The sequence below is a fragment of the Herpetosiphon geysericola genome, assembly GCF_001306135.1.
Lineage (GTDB): Bacteria > Chloroflexota > Chloroflexia > Chloroflexales > Herpetosiphonaceae > Herpetosiphon > Herpetosiphon geysericola.
Map to the genome: position 1 here is coordinate 82,858 of NZ_LGKP01000021.1, position 18,963 is coordinate 101,820.

The 18,963-nt window shown below is 52.1% G+C and carries 16 protein-coding genes and 1 tRNA gene; 10 read left to right on the forward strand and 7 right to left on the reverse strand.

What is annotated here, in order from left to right; genetic code table 11:
* Positions 1–402 precede the first annotated feature (402 nt).
* Entirely contained in the window at positions 403–1,269 is an 867-nt protein-coding gene (rsmA, locus tag SE18_RS11790; protein WP_054534660.1) for a 16S rRNA (adenine(1518)-N(6)/adenine(1519)-N(6))-dimethyltransferase RsmA, read from the forward strand.
* Here the strand turns inward: rsmA and SE18_RS11795 are convergent.
* Together SE18_RS11795 and SE18_RS11800 are read right to left on the reverse strand one after the other, a co-directional pair.
* Complete coding sequence (locus SE18_RS11795; protein WP_152976629.1) at positions 1,259–1,858, reverse strand: helix-turn-helix transcriptional regulator; 600 nt, start codon at positions 1,856–1,858, stop codon at positions 1,259–1,261. The genes rsmA and SE18_RS11795 overlap by 11 nt on opposite strands.
* A 3-nt stretch (positions 1,859–1,861) precedes the next feature.
* Complete coding sequence (locus SE18_RS11800) at positions 1,862–2,737, reverse strand: S1C family serine protease (protein ID WP_054534662.1); 876 nt, start codon at positions 2,735–2,737, stop codon at positions 1,862–1,864.
* Positions 2,738–2,941: 204 nt separating this feature from the next.
* Between SE18_RS11800 and SE18_RS11805 the strand changes: the two genes are divergently transcribed.
* Entirely contained in the window at positions 2,942–3,676 is a 735-nt protein-coding gene (locus SE18_RS11805) for an SIR2 family NAD-dependent protein deacylase (protein ID WP_054534663.1), read from the forward strand.
* Here SE18_RS11805 and SE18_RS11810 read toward each other — a convergent pair.
* The 3 genes from SE18_RS11810 to SE18_RS11820 are packed head-to-tail and all read right to left on the reverse strand — an operon-like array spanning position 3,662 to position 5,212.
* Complete coding sequence (locus SE18_RS11810; protein ID WP_054534664.1) at positions 3,662–4,189, reverse strand: hypothetical protein; 528 nt, start codon at positions 4,187–4,189, stop codon at positions 3,662–3,664. The genes SE18_RS11805 and SE18_RS11810 overlap by 15 nt on opposite strands.
* A complete protein-coding gene (locus SE18_RS11815; protein ID WP_054534665.1) occupies positions 4,190–4,822 on the reverse strand; it encodes a hypothetical protein in 633 nt (210 codons plus the stop codon).
* Between the two features lie 9 nt (positions 4,823–4,831).
* Positions 4,832–5,212 (reverse strand): VOC family protein, encoded by a 381-nt coding sequence (locus tag SE18_RS11820; RefSeq protein ID WP_054534666.1) that lies wholly within the window; start codon positions 5,210–5,212, stop codon positions 4,832–4,834.
* Positions 5,213–5,581: 369 nt separating this feature from the next.
* On the opposite strand from SE18_RS11820, the gene SE18_RS11825 reads away from it, so the two are divergent.
* The 8 genes from SE18_RS11825 (at position 5,582) to mutS (ending at position 16,010) form a co-directional block, all read left to right on the forward strand.
* Positions 5,582–6,970 carry a hypothetical protein gene (locus SE18_RS11825; protein WP_054534667.1) on the forward strand — a complete coding sequence of 463 codons (1,389 nt, stop codon included), beginning with the start codon at positions 5,582–5,584 and terminating at the stop codon, positions 6,968–6,970.
* 132 nt (positions 6,971–7,102) lie between these two features.
* Complete coding sequence (locus SE18_RS11830; protein WP_054534668.1) at positions 7,103–8,302, forward strand: glycosyltransferase family 4 protein; 1,200 nt, start codon at positions 7,103–7,105, stop codon at positions 8,300–8,302.
* 4 nt (positions 8,303–8,306) lie between these two features.
* The gene (locus SE18_RS11835) at positions 8,307–9,767 is read left to right on the forward strand and encodes a tetratricopeptide repeat protein (protein WP_054534669.1); all 1,461 of its coding nucleotides are present in this window, start codon (positions 8,307–8,309) and stop codon (positions 9,765–9,767) included.
* Between the two features lie 33 nt (positions 9,768–9,800).
* Positions 9,801–10,871: a chorismate synthase gene (gene aroC, locus SE18_RS11840; protein ID WP_054534670.1), complete on the forward strand. Its 1,071-nt coding sequence runs from the start codon at positions 9,801–9,803 to the stop codon at positions 10,869–10,871.
* Between the two features lie 6 nt (positions 10,872–10,877).
* Positions 10,878–11,900, forward strand: a complete 1,023-nt coding sequence (locus SE18_RS11845; protein ID WP_054534671.1) for a hypothetical protein — start codon at positions 10,878–10,880, stop codon at positions 11,898–11,900.
* 34 nt (positions 11,901–11,934) lie between these two features.
* The gene (locus SE18_RS11850; RefSeq protein ID WP_054534672.1) at positions 11,935–12,927 is read left to right on the forward strand and encodes a prephenate dehydrogenase; all 993 of its coding nucleotides are present in this window, start codon (positions 11,935–11,937) and stop codon (positions 12,925–12,927) included.
* 78 nt (positions 12,928–13,005) lie between these two features.
* Positions 13,006–13,080, forward strand: a tRNA-Trp gene (locus SE18_RS11855).
* A 155-nt stretch (positions 13,081–13,235) separates the two neighbouring features.
* Entirely contained in the window at positions 13,236–16,010 is a 2,775-nt protein-coding gene (gene mutS, locus SE18_RS11860) for a DNA mismatch repair protein MutS (RefSeq protein ID WP_054534673.1), read from the forward strand.
* Between the two features lie 433 nt (positions 16,011–16,443).
* Here mutS and gap read toward each other — a convergent pair whose 3' ends face one another.
* On the reverse strand, positions 16,444–17,469 hold the full coding sequence (gap, locus tag SE18_RS11865; RefSeq protein WP_054534674.1) for a type I glyceraldehyde-3-phosphate dehydrogenase: 1,026 nt from the start codon (positions 17,467–17,469) through the stop codon (positions 16,444–16,446).
* A 465-nt stretch (positions 17,470–17,934) separates the two neighbouring features.
* Complete coding sequence (locus tag SE18_RS11870) at positions 17,935–18,957, reverse strand: NAD-dependent epimerase/dehydratase family protein (RefSeq protein WP_054534675.1); 1,023 nt, start codon at positions 18,955–18,957, stop codon at positions 17,935–17,937.
* Positions 18,958–18,963 lie beyond the last annotated feature (6 nt).

Below are 18,963 nucleotides of genomic sequence, written 5' to 3' on the forward strand. Positions count from 1 at the left end.
ACTTATTCGTGGAATTCGTGGCTAAAAATACGGTTCTGATCCCCAAGTAATCGTTTCGCCACCCTTCCGTCCCTCCGCCGGAGGGAAACGCCGGGGGTTTTCATCCCCCAGCACCCCCTAATATTTATTTCGTGGAATGTTAGTACGTTGCCTGTATGCCAAGGTGTGTGTGTTTCGTATGCTTTGTGTAAGGCAGAAGAAATATGGCTATGGGCTATCAAACAATCAATCTGAGCTAATCTGTGACAATCTGTGGCTAAAAAACCTTCGCGATCTTCGTGTTCTTCGCGGTTGCTGTTCCCTAGCGCTTGACCCCTGATCCCCGACTCCCAATAACCGATCCCCAAAAAATCGTAGAAACGAAAGAAACAGGTATACTACTACTCTACTTAAGGAGCAACAATGAATCCATATACCGATCCGGCGCGGGTGCGCGGAGCCTTACATAGCATTGGGGTGCGCCCGAGCAAAAGCATGGGCCAGAATTTTTTGGTTGATCCAACGCCGTTGAAGTTGGCCTTGGAGCATGCCGACGTAAACGCTAATGATGTGGTGGTTGAGGTTGGTCCAGGCTTAGGCGTGCTCACATGGGAATTGCTGAATGCCGCTGGCCAGGTTATTAGCGTTGAGCTTGATACGCGCTTGGCCGGACGTTTACGCACCGAGTTTGCCGATCGCCCACTTACAATTGTCGAAAGCGATGTGCTGGAATTGGCTCCCAGTGCGATGTTGGCTGCTGCTGGCTTGCCCGCCGACACGCCCTATAAACTGGTGGCCAATATTCCCTATGCGATTACCTCGCCCTTGTTACGCCATTTTCTCGAAGGCGATAGCCCGCCAAGCTTGATGATGGTGCTGATGCAGTGGGAAGTTGCTGATCGGATTACCGCTAAGCCAGGCGATCTGAGTATTTTGGCGCATAGTGTGCAACTCTACGCAACTGCTGAAATTGTGGCCCGCGTGCCAGCCGCTTCGTTCTTGCCGTCGCCAGCAGTCGATTCGGCGCTGGTGTTGATGCGCCGTCGCTCAACCAACGCTGTACCGACACATCCTAAAGCCTTGTTCAAAGTCATTCGAGCAGGGTTTAGTCAAGCCCGCAAAAAGCTGATCAATTCGTTAGCTGGTGGTTTGGCTGGTCAAGGCTATAACAAAGAGCAAGTGCTGGCGGCAATTAACGCAGCGGGGATTGACCCAAATCTACGGGCCGAGGTGTTGACCTTGGATCAGTGGGCAACATTAACTGATACCTTAGGCATGGCTACCAAATAATTAAGCCACGTTGCGCGCCAACCCGAATTGCTTCGGTGCGCGAAGCTACATCCAATTTGCTGAGCAAAGCTGAAACATGGAATTTGACTGTATGCTCGCTAATCACCAAACGCTGGGCAATTTGGCGGTTGGTCAAGCCCTCAGCCAAGAGTTGCAGCACTTCATGCTCACGCTCGCTGAGCACAGTATCCAAGGGTTCTGGTTGGGGTGGGCTGTGAATTTGGGCCAAAATTGTGGGCGAGAGCACACACAACCCAAGCTGTAAGGCCTGCAAACTAGCCCAAATTTCCTGTGGATAGGCATCAGTTGTTACCACACCCCATGCCCGTTGCTGTGGCGTGGGGCGTGGTAATTCTTGGCTAATCAGCAAGATCGCAGGCTGATCGGTGGTGTGGTGCAAAAGTAAGGGCAAGGCTTGATCATCCAGCAAAATCACCACATCGACGTTTCCCAAATGGTCGAGCAATGATTCGATGTTGGGCGCTGCCGCTACAATTTCCGCCTCGTACTCGGCCAACACGCTGCGCATACCCGCGCGGGTCAGCGTTGTGCCACCAATCAACATGAGTTTTAATGCTGATTCGCTCAATGGCTATTTCGCTCCAATGGTGATGTCGAGGTTTTGCAATTGACCAGCGCGTAGCACATCGAGCGCCACTGTCTTGCCAGCGCGATCGCTTGCCAAGAGCATTTGCAAATCGCGTGGCTCGCCAAGCTCATGGCCATCTAAGCCAACCAAGATATCGCCAACCAACAAGCCTGCTTGATGCGCTGGGCTATCTGCTTCGACGCTGACGACTAACAAGCCAGTGGCTTGGTTGCGGCCTGCGCGTTGGTTTTCGGGCAAATTGACAGTTTGGCTGGCAATCCCGATAAAGCCACGGCGCACGCGGCCATGATTCAGCAAGGTATCAGCCACGCTAGTCAGCACTGCCACGGGAATCGCAATTGGTTCGCCGCCAGCAAAGCCCGAGGTAAACAAGCCAACAATTTCGCCTTGAACATTGACCAAGCCGCCACCAGAGAAGCCTGGATATGGCGTGGCATCGGTGCGCAAATATTGAGCCAAGGTGCCACGGCGGGTTGGAACCGGGCCGCCAATTGCGTTAATAATACCAAAACTAGCTTGAACGCTGCTTGGCCGACCAACTGCCAAGGCCAATTGGCCAACCCGTGGCTCGGTTTTGGCCAACGCTGCGGGAGTGAAATTGGCGTTTGGCACGCGCAACAAGGCCACATCGCTGCTTGGGTCGCGCCCAACTACATGGGCTTGATATTCAGCACCATCTGGCCCAACTATTTTGATGTGTTCATCGCGTTGGATCACATGATCGGCGGTCAGCACCAAATCTGCTTGCCAAACAATGCCGCTGGCACTTTGGCGTCGACGGGCGTAGATCGTCACAATCCCTGCGCCAGCATGTTCAACTGCATCGGCCAGTTCGCTCGAAAATTCCTGTAAACTCATACAGCCTCCTAAAATTGACTAACTGCTAAGCAGTATAGCCATTCACTGCGGCCTTGAGATCAGCCGATTAGCGAGGTTGCGACCTAGCCAAATGACTAGTTGCTTGGGCCAGAACGCGGTACAATAGCTATGCAGCTGTCGTGATGATAGCGAGCATTTCAAGCTGCACCCTGCTGGTGCCAACTTCATTGCGGAAGAAGAATTATGGTGTTATCGCTTGATCTACGACGCTACCGAAATATCGTCGTATTGACGGGGGCGGGAATTTCGGTTGCCTCAGGGGTTCGACCGTTTCGCGGCCCAAATGGGATTTGGAACGAATGGGATATTGAGCGTTGCGCCACGCGCACAGCCTTGGAACAATCTCCCCAGTTGGTTTGGCAAACTTTTGGGCCATTACGCAAACAACTTCAAACCACCCAGCCCAACGCTGCCCATCGGGCATTGGCCCGTTTTGAACAATCGCTGAACAAGCATCAACGCTTTACGCTGATCACCCAAAATATTGATGGCCTGCATCAAATAGCTGGCACGCGCAATTTGGTCGAGTTTCACGGCAGTTTACGCCAAAGCCGTTGCAGCGACGATACTTGTGAGCAGTCAAGCTTTGTCGATCAGCGAGCGCATACCGAAACACTGCCAACCTGCCCAACCTGTGGCAAGCCGTTGCGCCCAGATATTGTGCTGTTTGAGGAATCAATTCCAGCGTGGGCCGAAGCTCACGCCAAACGCAGCCTGCGTGAATGCGATTTCTTTTTAGCGGTTGGCACATCTGGCACGGTGTTTCCCGCAGCAGCCTTTGCGCGCACAGCTCAAATGCTGGGCGCTCGCACAATGTTGGTCAACTTAGAGCCGCATTCCGAAGCCGATTCGGCGTTTGAAGAACAGCAGATTGGCCGCGCTGAGGAGTTACTACCGACCTTGCTAGGAGTTGCCTAGCTGAATCGTGACTGGCAATTGTTCAACCGCCGAGGTGCAGTAACCTTTGCTGCTACAAAGCATAAAACTCAGCAAAATTTGCTGATTAGGCTGTTGAGGATCAAGCTCAACTGGCATGCGCAAGGTTACTGGCCCTGCTGGATAAATTAACAACGGCTTGCTCGTTTGCAAGGTTGGGTCTGGCGCTGCAATCGCATCGGCGATGATTGGGCCAACTGAGCGCAATTGGCCTGCTTGGGTTAGCTCAAGCAAGGTTGGTCGCCCCATGCCATCAACTCCATTGCGCGGCAAATCTTTGGAATACAAGTGTAAATGAGGTTCTTTGGGTTGGTAAGTCGCCGCCAAAATGATTTGGTTGGCACTATCGCGCTCTAAGCGCAATTCAACCTGGGCATGCTGGCTATCGACAGTTTCCAACACCTCGATCACCTGATACGGTGCTTGGGGCGTGGCAATCTCTGGGCCACAACTTGCCAGCAAGAGGATCAACACCAACCAAATCATTTTGCGCATTTAGTTAATCTCCGCTCTGAGCATTTTTATGCCATTCCACACATGCCAAACCACCGTGTGCTCAGGGTATTGGCGGCGATTGGCCGCGCTAATTGGCTGGCCTAAGCGGGTCATTCTGCCTTGGCGATCAACCGGACGGCGGCCAACCACTGGCGCTGCTTCCGAACGCGGTGCAGGAAAATAGCTCTGGCCAATTGGCACTGGCGTATGAAATTGCCAATTGCCCAGCGCCCCATAATCAACGTTCAAGACATACAAACTATAATAATCGTTTTCGAGGCCTTCGCGCTGACATTTGGCGCAACCGCCGGTTGTCTCTGCATATTCTACGGGCGAAAGATTGGCCTTGCGTGCCTGAGCACGGCAATTCTCACACAGCCAAATCCGCGTTTTCGGCGTTGGGCCTTCGAGAATCCCCAAGCTCACCGAGGGCGATTGGCTGAGATATAGCGTTTGAATCGCCCGTTCTTTGAGCAAATAGAGCGATTGCGCCCGATCAAAGGCGCTCAGCTCTTCGCGGCTTGGCGTGCGTTCGGCTTTGGGGTCAGTTTCGTAGAACGTGGCCCATTCATCAAGCAATTTTAACCAACGAGACAAACCGACAATCGGCGGTTCTTCAATGACAGTACTCAACGAGCCTCCTCAATCGAGCGGCGCAAATAAATCAACTAAATTTCCATCGGGATCAAGCACAACTGCATAACGCTGACCCCAAAATGCATCCCATGGCTCTTTGGAGCCAGCATAGCCTGCTGCCAAAATCTTAGCATAGAGTTCGTCAACTGCTGCAGGGCTGGCACATTTGAACGCCATGTTCATGCGATGGCCACGTGGTTCTTCCCAATGCTCGTACAAACTCTTGATCAAGCTTTGGCTATCCCAGGCCAAGCGCATACCGTTGGGCAAGGTTGTTTCGACATGATCTTCGCCGCCAGAATCGCTTGGTAAATCCAAATCGAACAAGCGATAAAAATTCAGAGCCTTGTCCATGTCGGCAACCACAATCCCAATCATATCAAACATTGGCTTCCTCCTGTAAATACAAACACATGTGCTATTATACAACTTAAATAGCTTGGTTTGCCAACCCTTGCCCAGCCTCATCGATTGAGTTTTGCATTAATCAACTCCAAAAAGCATAGTACTTTGGCTGTATTATTCTAGCCTAGTTGGCATTTTAAATTGATGCCAAAACAGCTATAGATTTTTTGAATTAAGCAAAAATAATGCCTAAATTATTGCCAATGGTCATAGCATTATGCTAGTACCACCAGATTAGATATTTGATTGAGAGCATAAAGTACTAGCTAATTAATTGTTTATTGTCTTTAATCAGCGCATAATTACTACCAAGATTTTGCCTCATTCGGTTTCTTGGGAAGGATTATGCTCATGCAGCGGATAAAAATCGTGCCACTCATTATTATTTTTTTGCAATTCTATGCAGTTAATCCTATTGCTGCCAGAAATCGAACTTTATTGCAATTAAATATCGCCAATGAGCAACTTGATAGCGATAGCGATAGCCTAATCAATACTTGGGAAATTCAACATCAACTTAACCCCTACAGCGCCCTTGGCCCCGATGGCGCAGCAGGCGACCCCGATAACGATGGCTTGAGCAATGCAGCTGAGCAGCTTCACACCAGCAATCCGCGTAATCCCGATAGCGATGCTGATGGGATGGGCGATGGCTGGGAAGTTGGCTATGCGCTGAATCCAACCAGCGCTCATGGCGACGATGGCGCGACTGGCGATCCTGACCGCGATAATTTGACCAACCAAGAAGAAGGCTTCAGCACGACAAATCCTCGCAATGCAGATACTGATAGCGATAGCTTGCGCGATGGCTGGGAGGTTGATCATCAATTGTCGCCGATTAATGCGACTGGCTATCACGGCAGCGCTGGCGACCCTGATACCGACCAACTCAGCAATGGGCAAGAGCAAACTGCCGCGACCAACCCGCGCAATCCCGATAGCGATCGCGATGGCTTGCCTGATGGCTTAGAAATCGAGCATGGCACAAATCCCTTGGATTGCGAGCTTGATGCAGATACTGATGGCTTGGAGAATCAGCAGGAATTGGCATTAGCAACCAATCCATTTAGCGCTGACAGCGATGCTGATGGTTTGCCCGATGGCTGGGAAGTGGCGCAGCAACTCAATCCGCTCAGTAGCGCAGGCTTGCATGGCGCAAATGGCGATGGTGATGCTGATGGCTTGCTACAACTTCACGAATATCAACACCAAACCAACCCACATCAGGCCGACAGCGATGGCGATGGTTTGGGCGATGGCTGGGAAGTGCGCTACAACTTGAATCCATTGAGTGCGCTTGCGAATGATGGCGCGCAGGCCGACCCTGATGGCGATTCATTGAACAATGTGGCTGAGCAAGGTTTTGCCACCAACCCGCGTAGCGCCGATAGCGATGGCGACCAATTGCCCGATGCTTGGGAACTGCAACAACAGCTTGATCCATTGCGAGCTAGTGCCGAATTTGGCACAGACGGCGATCCTGATACCGATGGCTTGAACAATCTGGCTGAATATCGCAATAGCACCAATCCATTGCTTGCCGATTGTGATGCTGATGGCATGCCCGATGGTTGGGAAGTGCGCTATCTGCTTGACCCGCTTGATGCATTTGGTTTGAATGGTGCGGCGGGCGATCCTGATGCTGATGGCTTGAGCAACGTGGTTGAATTTCAACGCCAAACCAATCCGTTGCAGGCCAGCTACCTCGTGATGTTGCCACTTGCCCAACATTCGTACTAACCTAGGTGCAGATTTGGCCCAAATAATGGCGCTAGGCCTAGTGAAATTGCTAGGTCTAGCGCTATTTAAACTTGGTATAATGGCCCAACATTGTTGTTTGAAACCTGACTCAATCATAGGAGTAGAGCATCCATGCGCGTCTTGATGTTGGCTTGGGAATATCCACCGCATATTGTTGGCGGTATGGGCAAGCACATTGCCGAATTGGTTCCGGTGCTTGATGCAGCGGGAATCGAAGTGCATGTGTTAACGCCATGGCTGCGCGGCGGCCAACAACACGAGCGTTTTGGCATGCACAGCCATATTTGGCGGGTTCAGCCTCCAGCTATGCCCGATTATGGCTTTGTTTCGTTTACTCAAGAAACCAACCGCTATCTTGAGCGCTTTGCCGCCGATTTGGGCAAAACCCATGGCCCTTTCGATTTGATTCATGGTCACGATTGGCTAACGAGTTATTGTAGCGTGGCCTTGAAATATGCCTGGCATACCCCGTTGATCACCACGATTCACGCGACTGAGCGTGGGCGCGGGCGCGGCTCGCTGGGCGGCGATCATGCCAAAACAATCAATGGCTTGGAATGGTGGTTGGCTCACGAAAGCTGGCGGGTGATTGTCTGTAGCGATTTTATGGCCAACCAACTGAATCAGTTTTTTGGCACGCCCTTCGATAAACTTGATGTGATTGCCAATGGAGTGAATGTGCCAACCATCGAATGGCCGAGCCAAGAACGCCAGCAATTTCGCCAAAAATATGCCGCCGAAAACGAAAAAATTGTGTTTAGTATTGCTCGTATGGTCTACGAAAAAGGCATTCAAGTCTTGGTTGAGGCCATTCCCCATGTTTTGGCGCAACGTCGCGACGTAAAATTCGTAATTGCAGGTATGGGGCCGTTAGCTGAACAATTGCGCAACCGTAGCCATGAACTGGGCATTGATAACCATGTGTATTGGACGGGCTTCGTGACCGATCAAGACCGCAATTATCTCTACAACGTTGCTGATGTCGCGACCTTTCCCAGCATTTATGAACCATTTGGGATTGTGGCTTTGGAAGCGATGGCTGCCCATTGCCCAGTGATTGTTGCGGATACAGGCGGCTTGCACGAAGTTGTGCAAAACCACGAAACTGGCTTGACGATCTATCCCGATAATCCAGAATCGTTGGCTTGGGGCATTTTGCACACCCTTGCCCACCCCGAATGGACGAAGCAGCGGGTTGACCATGCCTTCCAAACTGTTGTCGATATTTATAATTGGCCATTAATTGCCAGCCAAACCCAAGCAGTCTATCAGCGAGTTTGCGACGAGCGTGCAGTTAGTATGTGGGGATGATTCTATGAGTACAGAAGCGTTTCAGGCTGGGGTTGCAGCCCTGAAAAGTGGCAATAAAGCCCTAGCCCGCCAACATTTGATGCAGGTTGTTGAACAAGACGAAAATAATGAACAGGCCTGGCTGTATTTGGCAGGAGCCTTGGACGATCCACAGGAAATGCGGATTAGCTTGGAAAATGCGCTGCACATTAATCCGCAAAGCAGCCGTGCCAAACAAGGCCTTGAATGGCTGCGCAAGCAACATCCAGCTCTATTTGTTGAGCAAACTCCAGCAGTGCCTGAAGCAGCCTCAGCCGCGCCAGCTGCACCAGCTACGCCGCCAGCACCAGCCTACACTGGGGCAACCTTGGCCTTGGCTGATATTCCGCTCGCCGCCAATCCAATTCCTGATCAGCCAAGTGCGTCAGGGCCAGCGCCTGGTATGCAACCGCCAATTGTTGCCCAAGCAAACCCAGTCGCATTCGGCCAAGTTGCCCCGCCAAGTATAGGCGAAGTGCCCGATATTTTGCCCTGCCCACGCTGTGGCGCGCAAACCCGCTATGTTGAGCAGCGCTGCCGTCAATGTGGCATGAACCTAACGATCAAGACAGATCGCCAAACTCAATCCAAAGCACCGCTGATGGTTGCAGGTGTGCTGACGATTCTGCCTGCGATTGGCTGGCTTATTTCGGCCTTAGGGCTGTTTCTGTTGGTATCGATGGCTTGGGGCGAATTAAAAAAAGAAATGGTTGCGGGAATCCCAGAAGATCGCCGGGCTGCCTTTATAGAAGCCAATCAAGAGCAAATTGATATGGTTTTTGATCGATTTGTAATGCCCATATTAAACGTCGGCGCTCTCTGGCTGCTGGTGGGAGTTATCGGGATTGTCGTCTCGATCGCCTTGTTTAAACGAACTAAGTTTGGCTATTTTGGCACGCTGATCTACAACTTATTCTTTTTTGTTGTTTGGGGATTCTTAGCGATCGTTTTTGCACGCCAAAGCAGTGCCATGGAGGCGACTTTTGCTCAGTTTAGTCAATCATCCCAAGGTGCTGGCTCTTCAATGCCTATCAATTTCGATGCACTGATTAGTGCGGCAAAATTAATCATTCAAACCGTTTATTTTACCGCAGCCTATTACTTCGTTACGCTTATCATTTTAATTTTCGCTTGGCGCTCACTCTCGCAGAAGGCTGTGCGTTTTGTGCCCCAATTCGAAGAATTGGCCGACGGCAATGGCCACTTCAATCGCGGAGTTGTCTATCAAAAGCGTGGGATGTGGTATCTTTCTATGCTAGAGTGGGAACGAGCAGTCAAGCTCAACCCACGTGATTCGACCTATCGCCATGCGCTTGGCTTGATTTATGAGCAGATGAAGCGGCCTGCTGATGCCTTACAGCAATTTGAGCAAGCCCTCACCGAAGATCCCAATAATCTCCGGATTAGCCAAGATCGGGATCGCTTGGTGCAAACATTGCGAGCCTAGCGTGATCCATGGCTTGTTATAAGCGAGGCCCGCATGCCCGGAAATAGTTTTGGCCGTTTGTTCCGCATTTCCACCTGGGGTGAATCCCATGGCGTTGGCTTAGGTGTGGTCATCGACGGCTGCCCTGCTGGCCTAGAGCTTGATCTCGCCGCGATTCAGGCCCAATTGGATCGCCGCCGAGTGGGCCAAAGCCGCATGACGTCAGCCCGCCGCGAGCCTGATGAAGTCGAGATTTTATCGGGCATTTTCGAGGGCCGCACCACTGGCACGGCCTTGGCAATGCTGATTCGCAACACCAACGCCCGCTCCAGCGATTACGATGCGATTAAGCATTTGTATCGGCCTGGCCACGCCGACCACAGCTACGATGCCAAATATGGCTTTCGCGATTATCGTGGTGGTGGCCGTTCAAGTGCCCGCGAAACTGCGGCACGGGTTGCTGCTGGCGCAGTGGCGCGCCAAATTTTGGCCACAATGGGCATTAGCTTGGTAGCCTATACCCTTAGTTTAGGCCAGATCAAAGCCCAAATCATCGATGAAAATGAAATTGAAAACAATATTATGCGCTGCCCCGACCCAGATGTTGCCGAGCAAATGATTGCCTATGTCGACCAAGCCCGCCGCGATTTGGATTCGCTGGGCGGCGTGGTTGAAGTCAAGGCGCGCGGCGTTCCCGCTGGGCTGGGCGAGCCAGTCTTCGATAAACTTGATGCGCTGATTGGCCACGCGATGTTTAGCATTCCTGCGGTCAAAGCTGTGGAAATTGGCTCAGGCATCGAGGCTGGCAACGCCCGTGGCTCGCAAAATAATGACCCATTTATCCAGCGCGCCGATGGCAGCATTGGCACCAGCAGCAACCATGCTGGCGGCATTTTGGGTGGCATCAGCAGCAGCGAGGAAATTGTGGTGCGCCTGACGGCCAAGCCACCAGCTTCAATCGCCCAAGCCCAAACCACGGTTGATCAAGCTGGCGAGCCAGCGACGATTGTCGTCAAGGGCCGCCATGATCCAACCGTTTTGCCGCGTTTGGTGCCAGTTGCCGAGGCAATGTTGGCGTTGGTGCTGGTCGATTGTATTTTGCAGCAACGCGCCGCTCGATTGTAGGCCCGAATGACAGATCAGCCGCCAGCATCCAACCACGCCAGCGATCATGAGGCAGCCGAGCCACGCCGGAGCAGCTCGGCGCCGCCTCAATTGCGCTCAGCGATCAGTCGCGCATTATCGCGCCGCAAAGCCGAATTGCAAAGCCAAACCAGCCCTGAACAGATGCCAAGCGATCCTGCTGTGGAGCCAAGCGATGTTGCCGAACCAATAGCGCCAAATCCCATGCGCCAAGAGCGCTATCGGGTGGCTGCCAGCCGCGCCATCAGCCGCCAACGCCCAAGCAGCGAAGCGCAGCAGCCAGCCAATTCGCCAACCAGCCGTGGCCGTGATCGTACTCGCACCCGCTTGCGACCACCAACCTTGCCCAACCAACCGTTGCCAAAGCTGCCTGCCGAGCAACCAGTGCGGCGCGAATTACCGCCAGCAGTCGTTGCAGCCTTGCAACCAGAGAGCCTGCCAGCACCTGAGATACAACGACCACCGTTGTGGGTTGCCTTTGTTGCAGGTTTAGGTTGGACGGCCATGTTGGTCTGGATCTTTTTTGGCGGGCTTTCGCCGCAATCTGGTTTATGGGTTCGCACGTTGTTTGGTATGGCAAGCTTGGGCTTGGGTTTAACCACTTGGTTACCAATCCAATGGGCCTTGCGTTTGCCAGCATTAACCTGGCGGGGCACAGTTGGCTGGGCCATAATTTTCTGGGTGCTGGCCTTTGTGCCCGCGCCAACTACCACGATTGCTGCTGGGTTGCCCGATTTACCAATTTATTTGCTGTTTCTAAGCGGCGTTTTTTTGGCCAGTAATGCCTTGGTTTTGCCGCTGGTCTATGTTTGGGGCATTCGACGCTACCACAATCGGGCGCAGCGTTTCGATGTGCGCCGTTCGCATCGCCAAGCAGCAGAAGCTGGAATTTTTTGCAGTTTGTGTGTGCTTTTAGCTGCAATGAACATTTTCGAGCCAGTCACAGTGTTATTGTTAATCGCCATTTTGGTGCTAAGCGAGATGGTTATTTTATCGTTACAGGCCAAATAGCAGGCTTGATCGCTACAGATGGGGGTTTTGTTCTATGCCACATACCGTTGCAATTCTTGGAACTGGGCTAATTGGCGCGTCGCTGGGTTTGGCGTTGGGCACTGCTGATCCTGAGACCGCTCCACTAGGGCGTTGTCGGGTGATTGGCTATGATGGTAGTAGCCAACAATTGCGAATTGCGCGCGGACGGCTGGCGATCGATGATGAGGCCAAAACTGCTGCCGAAGCAGTCAAAGAAGCCGATATTGTGGTCTTGGCAACCCCAGTCCAAACCTTGCCAGCCTTGATGCGCGAAATTGCCCCACACTTGCGCTATAAGGCCTTGGTAACCGATGTTTGTAGCACCAAAACCAGCGTTTTGCAATGGGCCAAAGAATTTTTGCCCTCCACCGTGAGCTTTGTTGGTGGCCACCCCATGGCTGGCCGCGAGAAGGTTGGCGCCGAGGCTGCTGAATTAGATTTGTTCAAAGGCGCTGTCTATTGCTTGTGCCCACCAGTTAACGCCACGCCCGAAGCTACCAATTTGGCGACCGCCTTTGTTGAAACAATCGGGGCCAAGCCCTACTATATCGATCCCGAAGAGCATGATATTTATGTCGCTGGCATCAGCCATTTGCCGTTTTTGCTGGCCGCAGCCCAAACCGAAGTGGTGACCCGCTCGCCTTCGTGGCGGGAAATGCAGATGATCGCAGCCAGTGGCTTTCGCGATCTGACCCGCTTGGCATCGGGTGATCCAGTGATGCATCGCGATATTTGCAGCACCAATCGCAGCGCAATCAAACATTGGGTCAACGAATCAATTCGGGTCTTGGTCGAGATGCGCACCGCACTCGAAGACGACAAGATGGATGATTTGCAACACATGTTTGAACACGCCAAAACCATGCGCGACCAATGGCTGACATTGCCGCAAAACCAACGTCCAGGCGAAGGCGATCAATTAGCCGATGCCGAAATTGGCACCAGCATCAGCCAACGCTTGTTTGGCAACCCCGCTGCATTGTTGCGCGGCGGCAAGAAAAAATAGGCCCAAACATAAAAAACTTGCTCAATTTACCAAACTATGCTATACTCCGCAACGTCTGATAAAACAGACAACCAGCGAAGGGGTGTAGGCTCAATGGTAAACCGCTGGTCTCCAAAACCGGATTTCAGGGTTCGAATCCCTGCGCCCCTGCCAAACGCTCCATTACGGAGCGTTTTTTGTTGCCAGATAGCTAGCTTCAAATCACCCAAATGGCCTATAGCACAGATGTTCAAATTCTGGTTGACATGCTATAATTTGCTGGTTGAACTGAGTTTTTGCAGCATGCTTGAGGGTCTACCGTGTCAAAAATGACGATGTGGCAGCAATATCTGTCAATTAAACAAAAATACGCCGATGTGATTCTGTTTTTCCGGCTGGGCGATTTTTATGAAACCTTCGGTGATGATGCCAAATTAATTGCCGAAGTGCTTGATATTACCCTAACCGTGCGTGGCTTGAGCAGCGACGAAAATACGCCGATGGCTGGCGTGCCCTATCACGCCGCCGATAATTATATTGAGCAACTCGTCAGTCGCGGCTATCGGGTCGCCATCTGCGAACAAATGGATGAGATGGTGCATAAAACCTTGCAAAAACGCGAGGTCGTGCGCATCGTTACCCCAGGCACGCTGACCGAGCCAACCATGCTCCAAGCTGAACGCAATAGCTACCTCGCTGCAATTTTAGTCGATCGCGGTAGCGTAGGCTTGGCCTATGCCGACCTAACGACTGGCGAGTTTTGCGCCACTGAATTGCGTGGCAACGAGGCCTTGAAACAACTCGAAGGCGAATTGGCCCGTTTAGGTGCTGCCGAATTGTTAGTTTCCGATGCGCCCGAATTACGCCCCGCTGGCTTGGAGATTGCCAAAAAGCAGCTAACCCAAGATCTCGCGCCAATGCGCAAGGCCGAACGCGAGCGCCTGCTGCCCCACGAACGCACCGCCAAAAAAGTCGAAGGCAATAACGAAAGCACTTGGGTTCAAGGCAACGTCACTCAATGGCCAAATTGGCATTGGGAAGCGCGCACTGCGCGTGATGCCTTGCTGAATCAATTTAAAAGCCAATCGCTTGATGGCTTTGGCTTGGGTAATAAAGCGCTAGCAACGCGGGCCGCTGGCGCATTAATTCAATATCTGCATGAAACTCAGCGCGATAGTGTGGCCCAAATCCGCAGCTTGCGGGTGTATGATACGACCCGCTTTATGTTTCTCGACCCTCAAACGCGGCGAAATTTGGAGCTGACCGAAGGCGCTGCTGGGCAGCGCAAAGGCTCGTTGATTGCAGTGCTCGATCAAACCCGCACGCCGATGGGGGCACGCTTGCTGCGCCAATGGATTTCGCAGCCGCTGATCGAACTAGGCCCATTGACCGAGCGCCAACAAGCAGTCAGCTGTTTTGTTGAAGAAACCTTGGTGCGGGCCGAAGTGCGGGCCTTGTTCAAAGGCGTTGGCGATATTGAGCGCACGATCAATCGGGTGGTGCAAGGCATTGCCACGCCTCGTGATTTGGTGCGACTGCGCGAAGCACTGCGCCTTACTCCCGATATTTTGAGCCAAATCGAACGCACTGGCTTGCGCTCAACCAGCCCAACCGAAATTGCCTCCAGCGCTGATGATTTGTTTGATGACGAGCCAGCCAGCAACCAAATTGATGCCTGCGCCGATATTTGCGAATTGCTCGAACAGGCGATTGCGAATGATCCGCCTGCTTTGCTTGGCACATGGGATAACGCCCGCAGCGACGAGAATGTGATTCGCAAAGGCTACGCTGCCGAAATTGATGCAATTGTTGAGGCTACCCGCGATGCAGCCCGCTGGATCAATGAGCTTGAGGCCAAGGAACAACAACGCACGGGGATCAAAACGCTCAAAGTTAGCTATAACAAAGTTTTTGGCTATTACATCGAGGTAACCAAGGCCAGCGGCGAAACTCGGATTCCCGATGATTACATTCGCAAGCAAACCTTGGTTAACGCAGAGCGCTACATCACACCCGAACTCAAAGAATACGAATCGCTGATTCTGAATGCTTCAGAAGCTTTGAACGAAAAAGAGCGCCAAGCCTTCCGCCAAATTTTGCGCCAATTGGCGAACGCAGGCCACCGTTTGCTTGATTTGGCGCGGGCAATTGCCGAGTTTGATGTCTATAGCACCTTGGCTGAGGTTGCGGTGCGCCAGCGCTTTGTACGGCCAACTCTGCGCCTCGATGATGTCTTTGTGATTCAAAATGGCCGCCATCCGGTGGTTGAGCACAATTTGAATGAGCCGTTTACGCCCAACGATGCCCATTTTGATCCTGAGCATCAAATTGTTGTGCTGACTGGCCCTAACATGTCGGGCAAAAGCACCTTCTTGCGTCAAGTTGCCTTGATTGGCTTGATGGCCCAAATTGGCTCGTTTGTACCAGCTGATTACGCTGAGATTGGCCTGCTCGATCGGATTTTCACGCGGATTGGGGCGCAGGACGATATTGCAACTGGTCAATCGACCTTTATGGTCGAGATGATTGAAACTGCCAATATTTTGCACAATGGTTCGCCGCGCTCGCTGATTATTCTCGATGAAATTGGCCGTGGCACCAGCACCTACGATGGGCTTTCGATTGCGCGCGCAGTCGTTGAGTATATTCATAATCAGCCCCGCCTGCGGGCCAAAACCCTGTTTGCAACCCACTATCATGAGCTGACCGAGCTAGCCAACATCTTGCCACGGGTACATAATTGGACACTCGCGGTCGCCGAAGAAGGTGATCATGTGGTCTTTTTGCGCAAAGTGATCGAGGGCGCTGCTGATCGTTCATATGGAATTCATGTGGCACAAATGGCGGGCCTGCCACCAGCGGTGATCAAACGAGCAAGCGAAGTGCTGAGCGAGCTTGAAGGTAAAGGCGAGCGTGAGCAACGGCGCGAAGCGATGCGTCGGGTCAATGCAGCTGATAGTTCGGCTGCACCGCAAATGTCGCTATTTAGCAGCAACGAACCAAATCCTGCGCTGGAGCTGTTGCGCGAGATGGATGTGACCCAACTGACGCCAATCGAAGCGCTGACCAAACTTTACGAACTACAACGCTTGGCCAAAGATTAAGCGATGAGGGATGAGGAGTCAGGGATCAGGGATGTGGATGGTGAAGCATCCCGTCGCTGATTCCTGACCCCTTTTTTAATCCACGAAGGACACGAAGACCACGAAGGGGAATTGGCTACAGGCTATAGGTACAACTTAACTGTGGTATTCCAGAAGCAGCGCAGCGGGGTTTCGCCCTCAAGCCTGATGTCGCGATTGACGTGACAATAGTCCTTGCGTCACAGGCGTTAGCGCAGGTAATGCCGACCATTAGGCTTTTAGGAGTCTCGAGCTACTGAATAGGGGTTAATCTCGTGTCCTATATACAGATAGCCTATGCGTCGTGTTCTTGATGGAGCAAAGATTTCCAGCCCCGATTCTCCACAGCTCAATTAAACAAAAAAACACGCTGGTGGTTTTTCAGCCATCAGCGCGTTTGGTTTGCGAAGAAAACTTAGAGCTTTTCAGCGATGTAGGCGGTGAGGTCGGCGATGCGGGTTGCATAACCCCATTCGTTGTCGTACCAAGCAACAACTTTGACCATCTTTTCGCCAATCGCCATCGTCAAGCTCAAGTCGACGACGCTTGAGTATGAAGTCCCAATAAAGTCTGATGAGACCAATGGCTCGTTGGTTACGCCCAACACACCTTCCATAGCGCCTTGTGAGGCTTCGATAAAGGCATTGTTGATGCTTTCAACGGTTGCGCCTTCGGTCAATTCGACCACAAAGTCAATCATCGAAACAGTTGGGGTTGGGACGCGAACTGAGAAACCATCAAACTTGCCCTTCAGCTCAGGGATAACCAAGGCCACGGCTTTAGCAGCACCAGTGGTCGTTGGAACCATGTTCAAAGCAGCGGCGCGAGCGCGGCGCAAATCTTTGTGGGGGCCGTCTTGCAGGTTTTGGTCCATAGTGTACGAGTGAATCGTGGTCATCAAGCCATGCACAATCCCGAACTTATCGTTCAAGACTTTGGCCACAGGAGCCAAACAGTTGGTGGTACATGATGCATTTGAAACAATCGTATGTTTTTCAGGGTCGTAGTTTTCTTCGTTCACGCCGATACAGACCGTAATGTCTTCGTTTTTGGCGGGAGCGCTGATGATAACTTTCTTGGCGCCTGCGTCTAAGTGCAGTTTGGCTTTGCTAGCATCAGTGAAAATCCCAGTCGATTCAATCACGATATCGACGTTGAGTTCACCCCATGGTAACTTTGACGGATCGCGCTCGGCCAAGGCCTTGATGACCATTGGCTCTTCTTCATCGGCGAAGGTAACGCTGATTGTATCTTCAGTGGCGGTGACATCGCCATCGAATGAACCATAGGTTGAATCGTACTTGAGCAGGTGGGCCAACGTTTGGTTATCGGTCAGGTCGTTGATTGCAACAATTTCCAACTCATCGCGATAGAGATCCAAGATGGTTTTGAAGCTTTGGCGACCGATGCGACCGAAGCCGTTGATTGCTACTCGTGCCACAAGTGACTCCTTAATATTTCGCACCAACATAAGAATGCTTTCACGGCTTTGCGCCGTTCTTCACCACTATAGCACATTCGTAGCTTGCTGTCATTCTGCTTTGGTGAAGGTTTGTAGGCTTGGAATAGAGAACATAGAACATAGATGGGACGAGGGGTCAGGGATCGGTGATTGGGGGCTGGAGATCGGGCAAAGACGGGATTCATGTTAACGTAGAGGCACAGAGCGAATTAAGGATGAAATTAAGAACAGAGAACAGAGAACATAGCAAATGCGAAGAATCGAGAAGGATGTTTTTAGCCACAGATTGACATAGATTAGCTCAGATTGTAAATTCCCCCTAATAGCCAAAAGCCGATAGCCCATAGCCTTCGTGCTCTGCGCCGCTGTATTAAGCAACCGATCCCCAGCCCCCAACGACCGATCCTCAATCCCTATGTTCTCTGTTCTTTTTGACTTTTGATTTCACTTCAGCCCTAAATTAAACTCGCGCTTGGCCCACTCAATCGTGCGTTGGCGGGCCTCGGCAAGCCCGATCAGCGGCTGATAGCCAAAATCTTGGGCAGCTTTGGCGCCGGTAAACCAAAAATCAACGCAGGTTGAGGTAACGGTGTAGCGGGTTAGGCTGGGGCGTTGTTTGCTACGCGTCGTGCGATACCAAGTTTCGCTAGGCCATGCCAACATATTCATCAGGCCAAATGGCACATGGCGCTGGGCCATCCGCAAACCTAAGGCTTCGACAATCGGCTTGAGAAACAGAAAAAAGTTATCAGGATCAGGGTCGACTAAGAAATAGGCTTGGCCGCCCATCACTCCAGCGGCGGTTAAATGTTGGGCTGCGAGAATATGGCCATGGGCAGCATTCTCCACGTAGATATGCGAAAAGCGCGCCGAGCCATCGCCCAAACGCGGAATCGCACTGCGCGTGCCTAAAGCGACCAACGAAGGCAAGCGGTGTGAATCGCCTGGGCCATAGACCCCGCCCAAACGCAACGAACAGGTTGCTAAGCCAGCCTGACCATTGGCCGCCAAGACTACGCGCTCACCAGCGGTTTTGGTCGCGCCATAAATATCCAAATGGCGCTTGGGATAGGGCAAACGTTCATCGCCAGCGCGAATTGGCTTGCCCTCGAACACCACATCAACGCTGCTAGTATAAATCAGTTGGGCAACACCCATGGCTTTGCAGGCAGCAACCACATGTTGCGGCCCGAGTACATTCACATCGTGCAATAATTGGGCATTGCCCCAACCCCAATCAACTGCAGCGGCACACAAAAAGACCGTGCCAACATCGCGGCAAGCAGCTAAAACCTGCTCGGCACGGCGCAAATCGCCAACCACCGATTCGACCTGCTGGTCGGGATAGGGCTGAAGATCAAACACCCGTACAGGTCGTCCGCTGGCCAAAAGTTGCTGCACCAAATGCTTGCCAACAAAGCCACAACCGCCAATTACTAACGCCCGGGTGGATTGCTCAAGCGCCATCGAAAA

Excerpts from the sequence above, each read along its gene's own strand:
- SE18_RS11825 (WP_054534667.1), top strand. The coding sequence starts at position 5,582 with ATGCAGCGGATAAAAATCGTGCCACTCATTATTATTTTTTTGCAATTC.
- SE18_RS11870 (WP_054534675.1), bottom strand. The coding sequence starts at position 18,957 with ATGGCGCTTGAGCAATCCACCCGGGCGTTAGTAATTGGCGGTTGTGGC.
- SE18_RS11820 (WP_054534666.1), bottom strand. The coding sequence starts at position 5,212 with ATGTTTGATATGATTGGGATTGTGGTTGCCGACATGGACAAGGCTCTG.
- mutS (WP_054534673.1), top strand. The coding sequence starts at position 13,236 with ATGACGATGTGGCAGCAATATCTGTCAATTAAACAAAAATACGCCGAT.
- SE18_RS11810 (WP_054534664.1), bottom strand. The coding sequence starts at position 4,189 with ATGCGCAAAATGATTTGGTTGGTGTTGATCCTCTTGCTGGCAAGTTGT.
- SE18_RS11850 (WP_054534672.1), top strand. The coding sequence starts at position 11,935 with ATGCCACATACCGTTGCAATTCTTGGAACTGGGCTAATTGGCGCGTCG.
- rsmA (WP_054534660.1), top strand. The coding sequence starts at position 403 with ATGAATCCATATACCGATCCGGCGCGGGTGCGCGGAGCCTTACATAGC.
- SE18_RS11845 (WP_054534671.1), top strand. The coding sequence starts at position 10,878 with ATGACAGATCAGCCGCCAGCATCCAACCACGCCAGCGATCATGAGGCA.
- SE18_RS11805 (WP_054534663.1), top strand. The coding sequence starts at position 2,942 with ATGGTGTTATCGCTTGATCTACGACGCTACCGAAATATCGTCGTATTG.
- SE18_RS11835 (WP_054534669.1), top strand. The coding sequence starts at position 8,307 with ATGAGTACAGAAGCGTTTCAGGCTGGGGTTGCAGCCCTGAAAAGTGGC.
- aroC (WP_054534670.1), top strand. The coding sequence starts at position 9,801 with ATGCCCGGAAATAGTTTTGGCCGTTTGTTCCGCATTTCCACCTGGGGT.
- SE18_RS11830 (WP_054534668.1), top strand. The coding sequence starts at position 7,103 with ATGCGCGTCTTGATGTTGGCTTGGGAATATCCACCGCATATTGTTGGC.
- SE18_RS11800 (WP_054534662.1), bottom strand. The coding sequence starts at position 2,737 with ATGAGTTTACAGGAATTTTCGAGCGAACTGGCCGATGCAGTTGAACAT.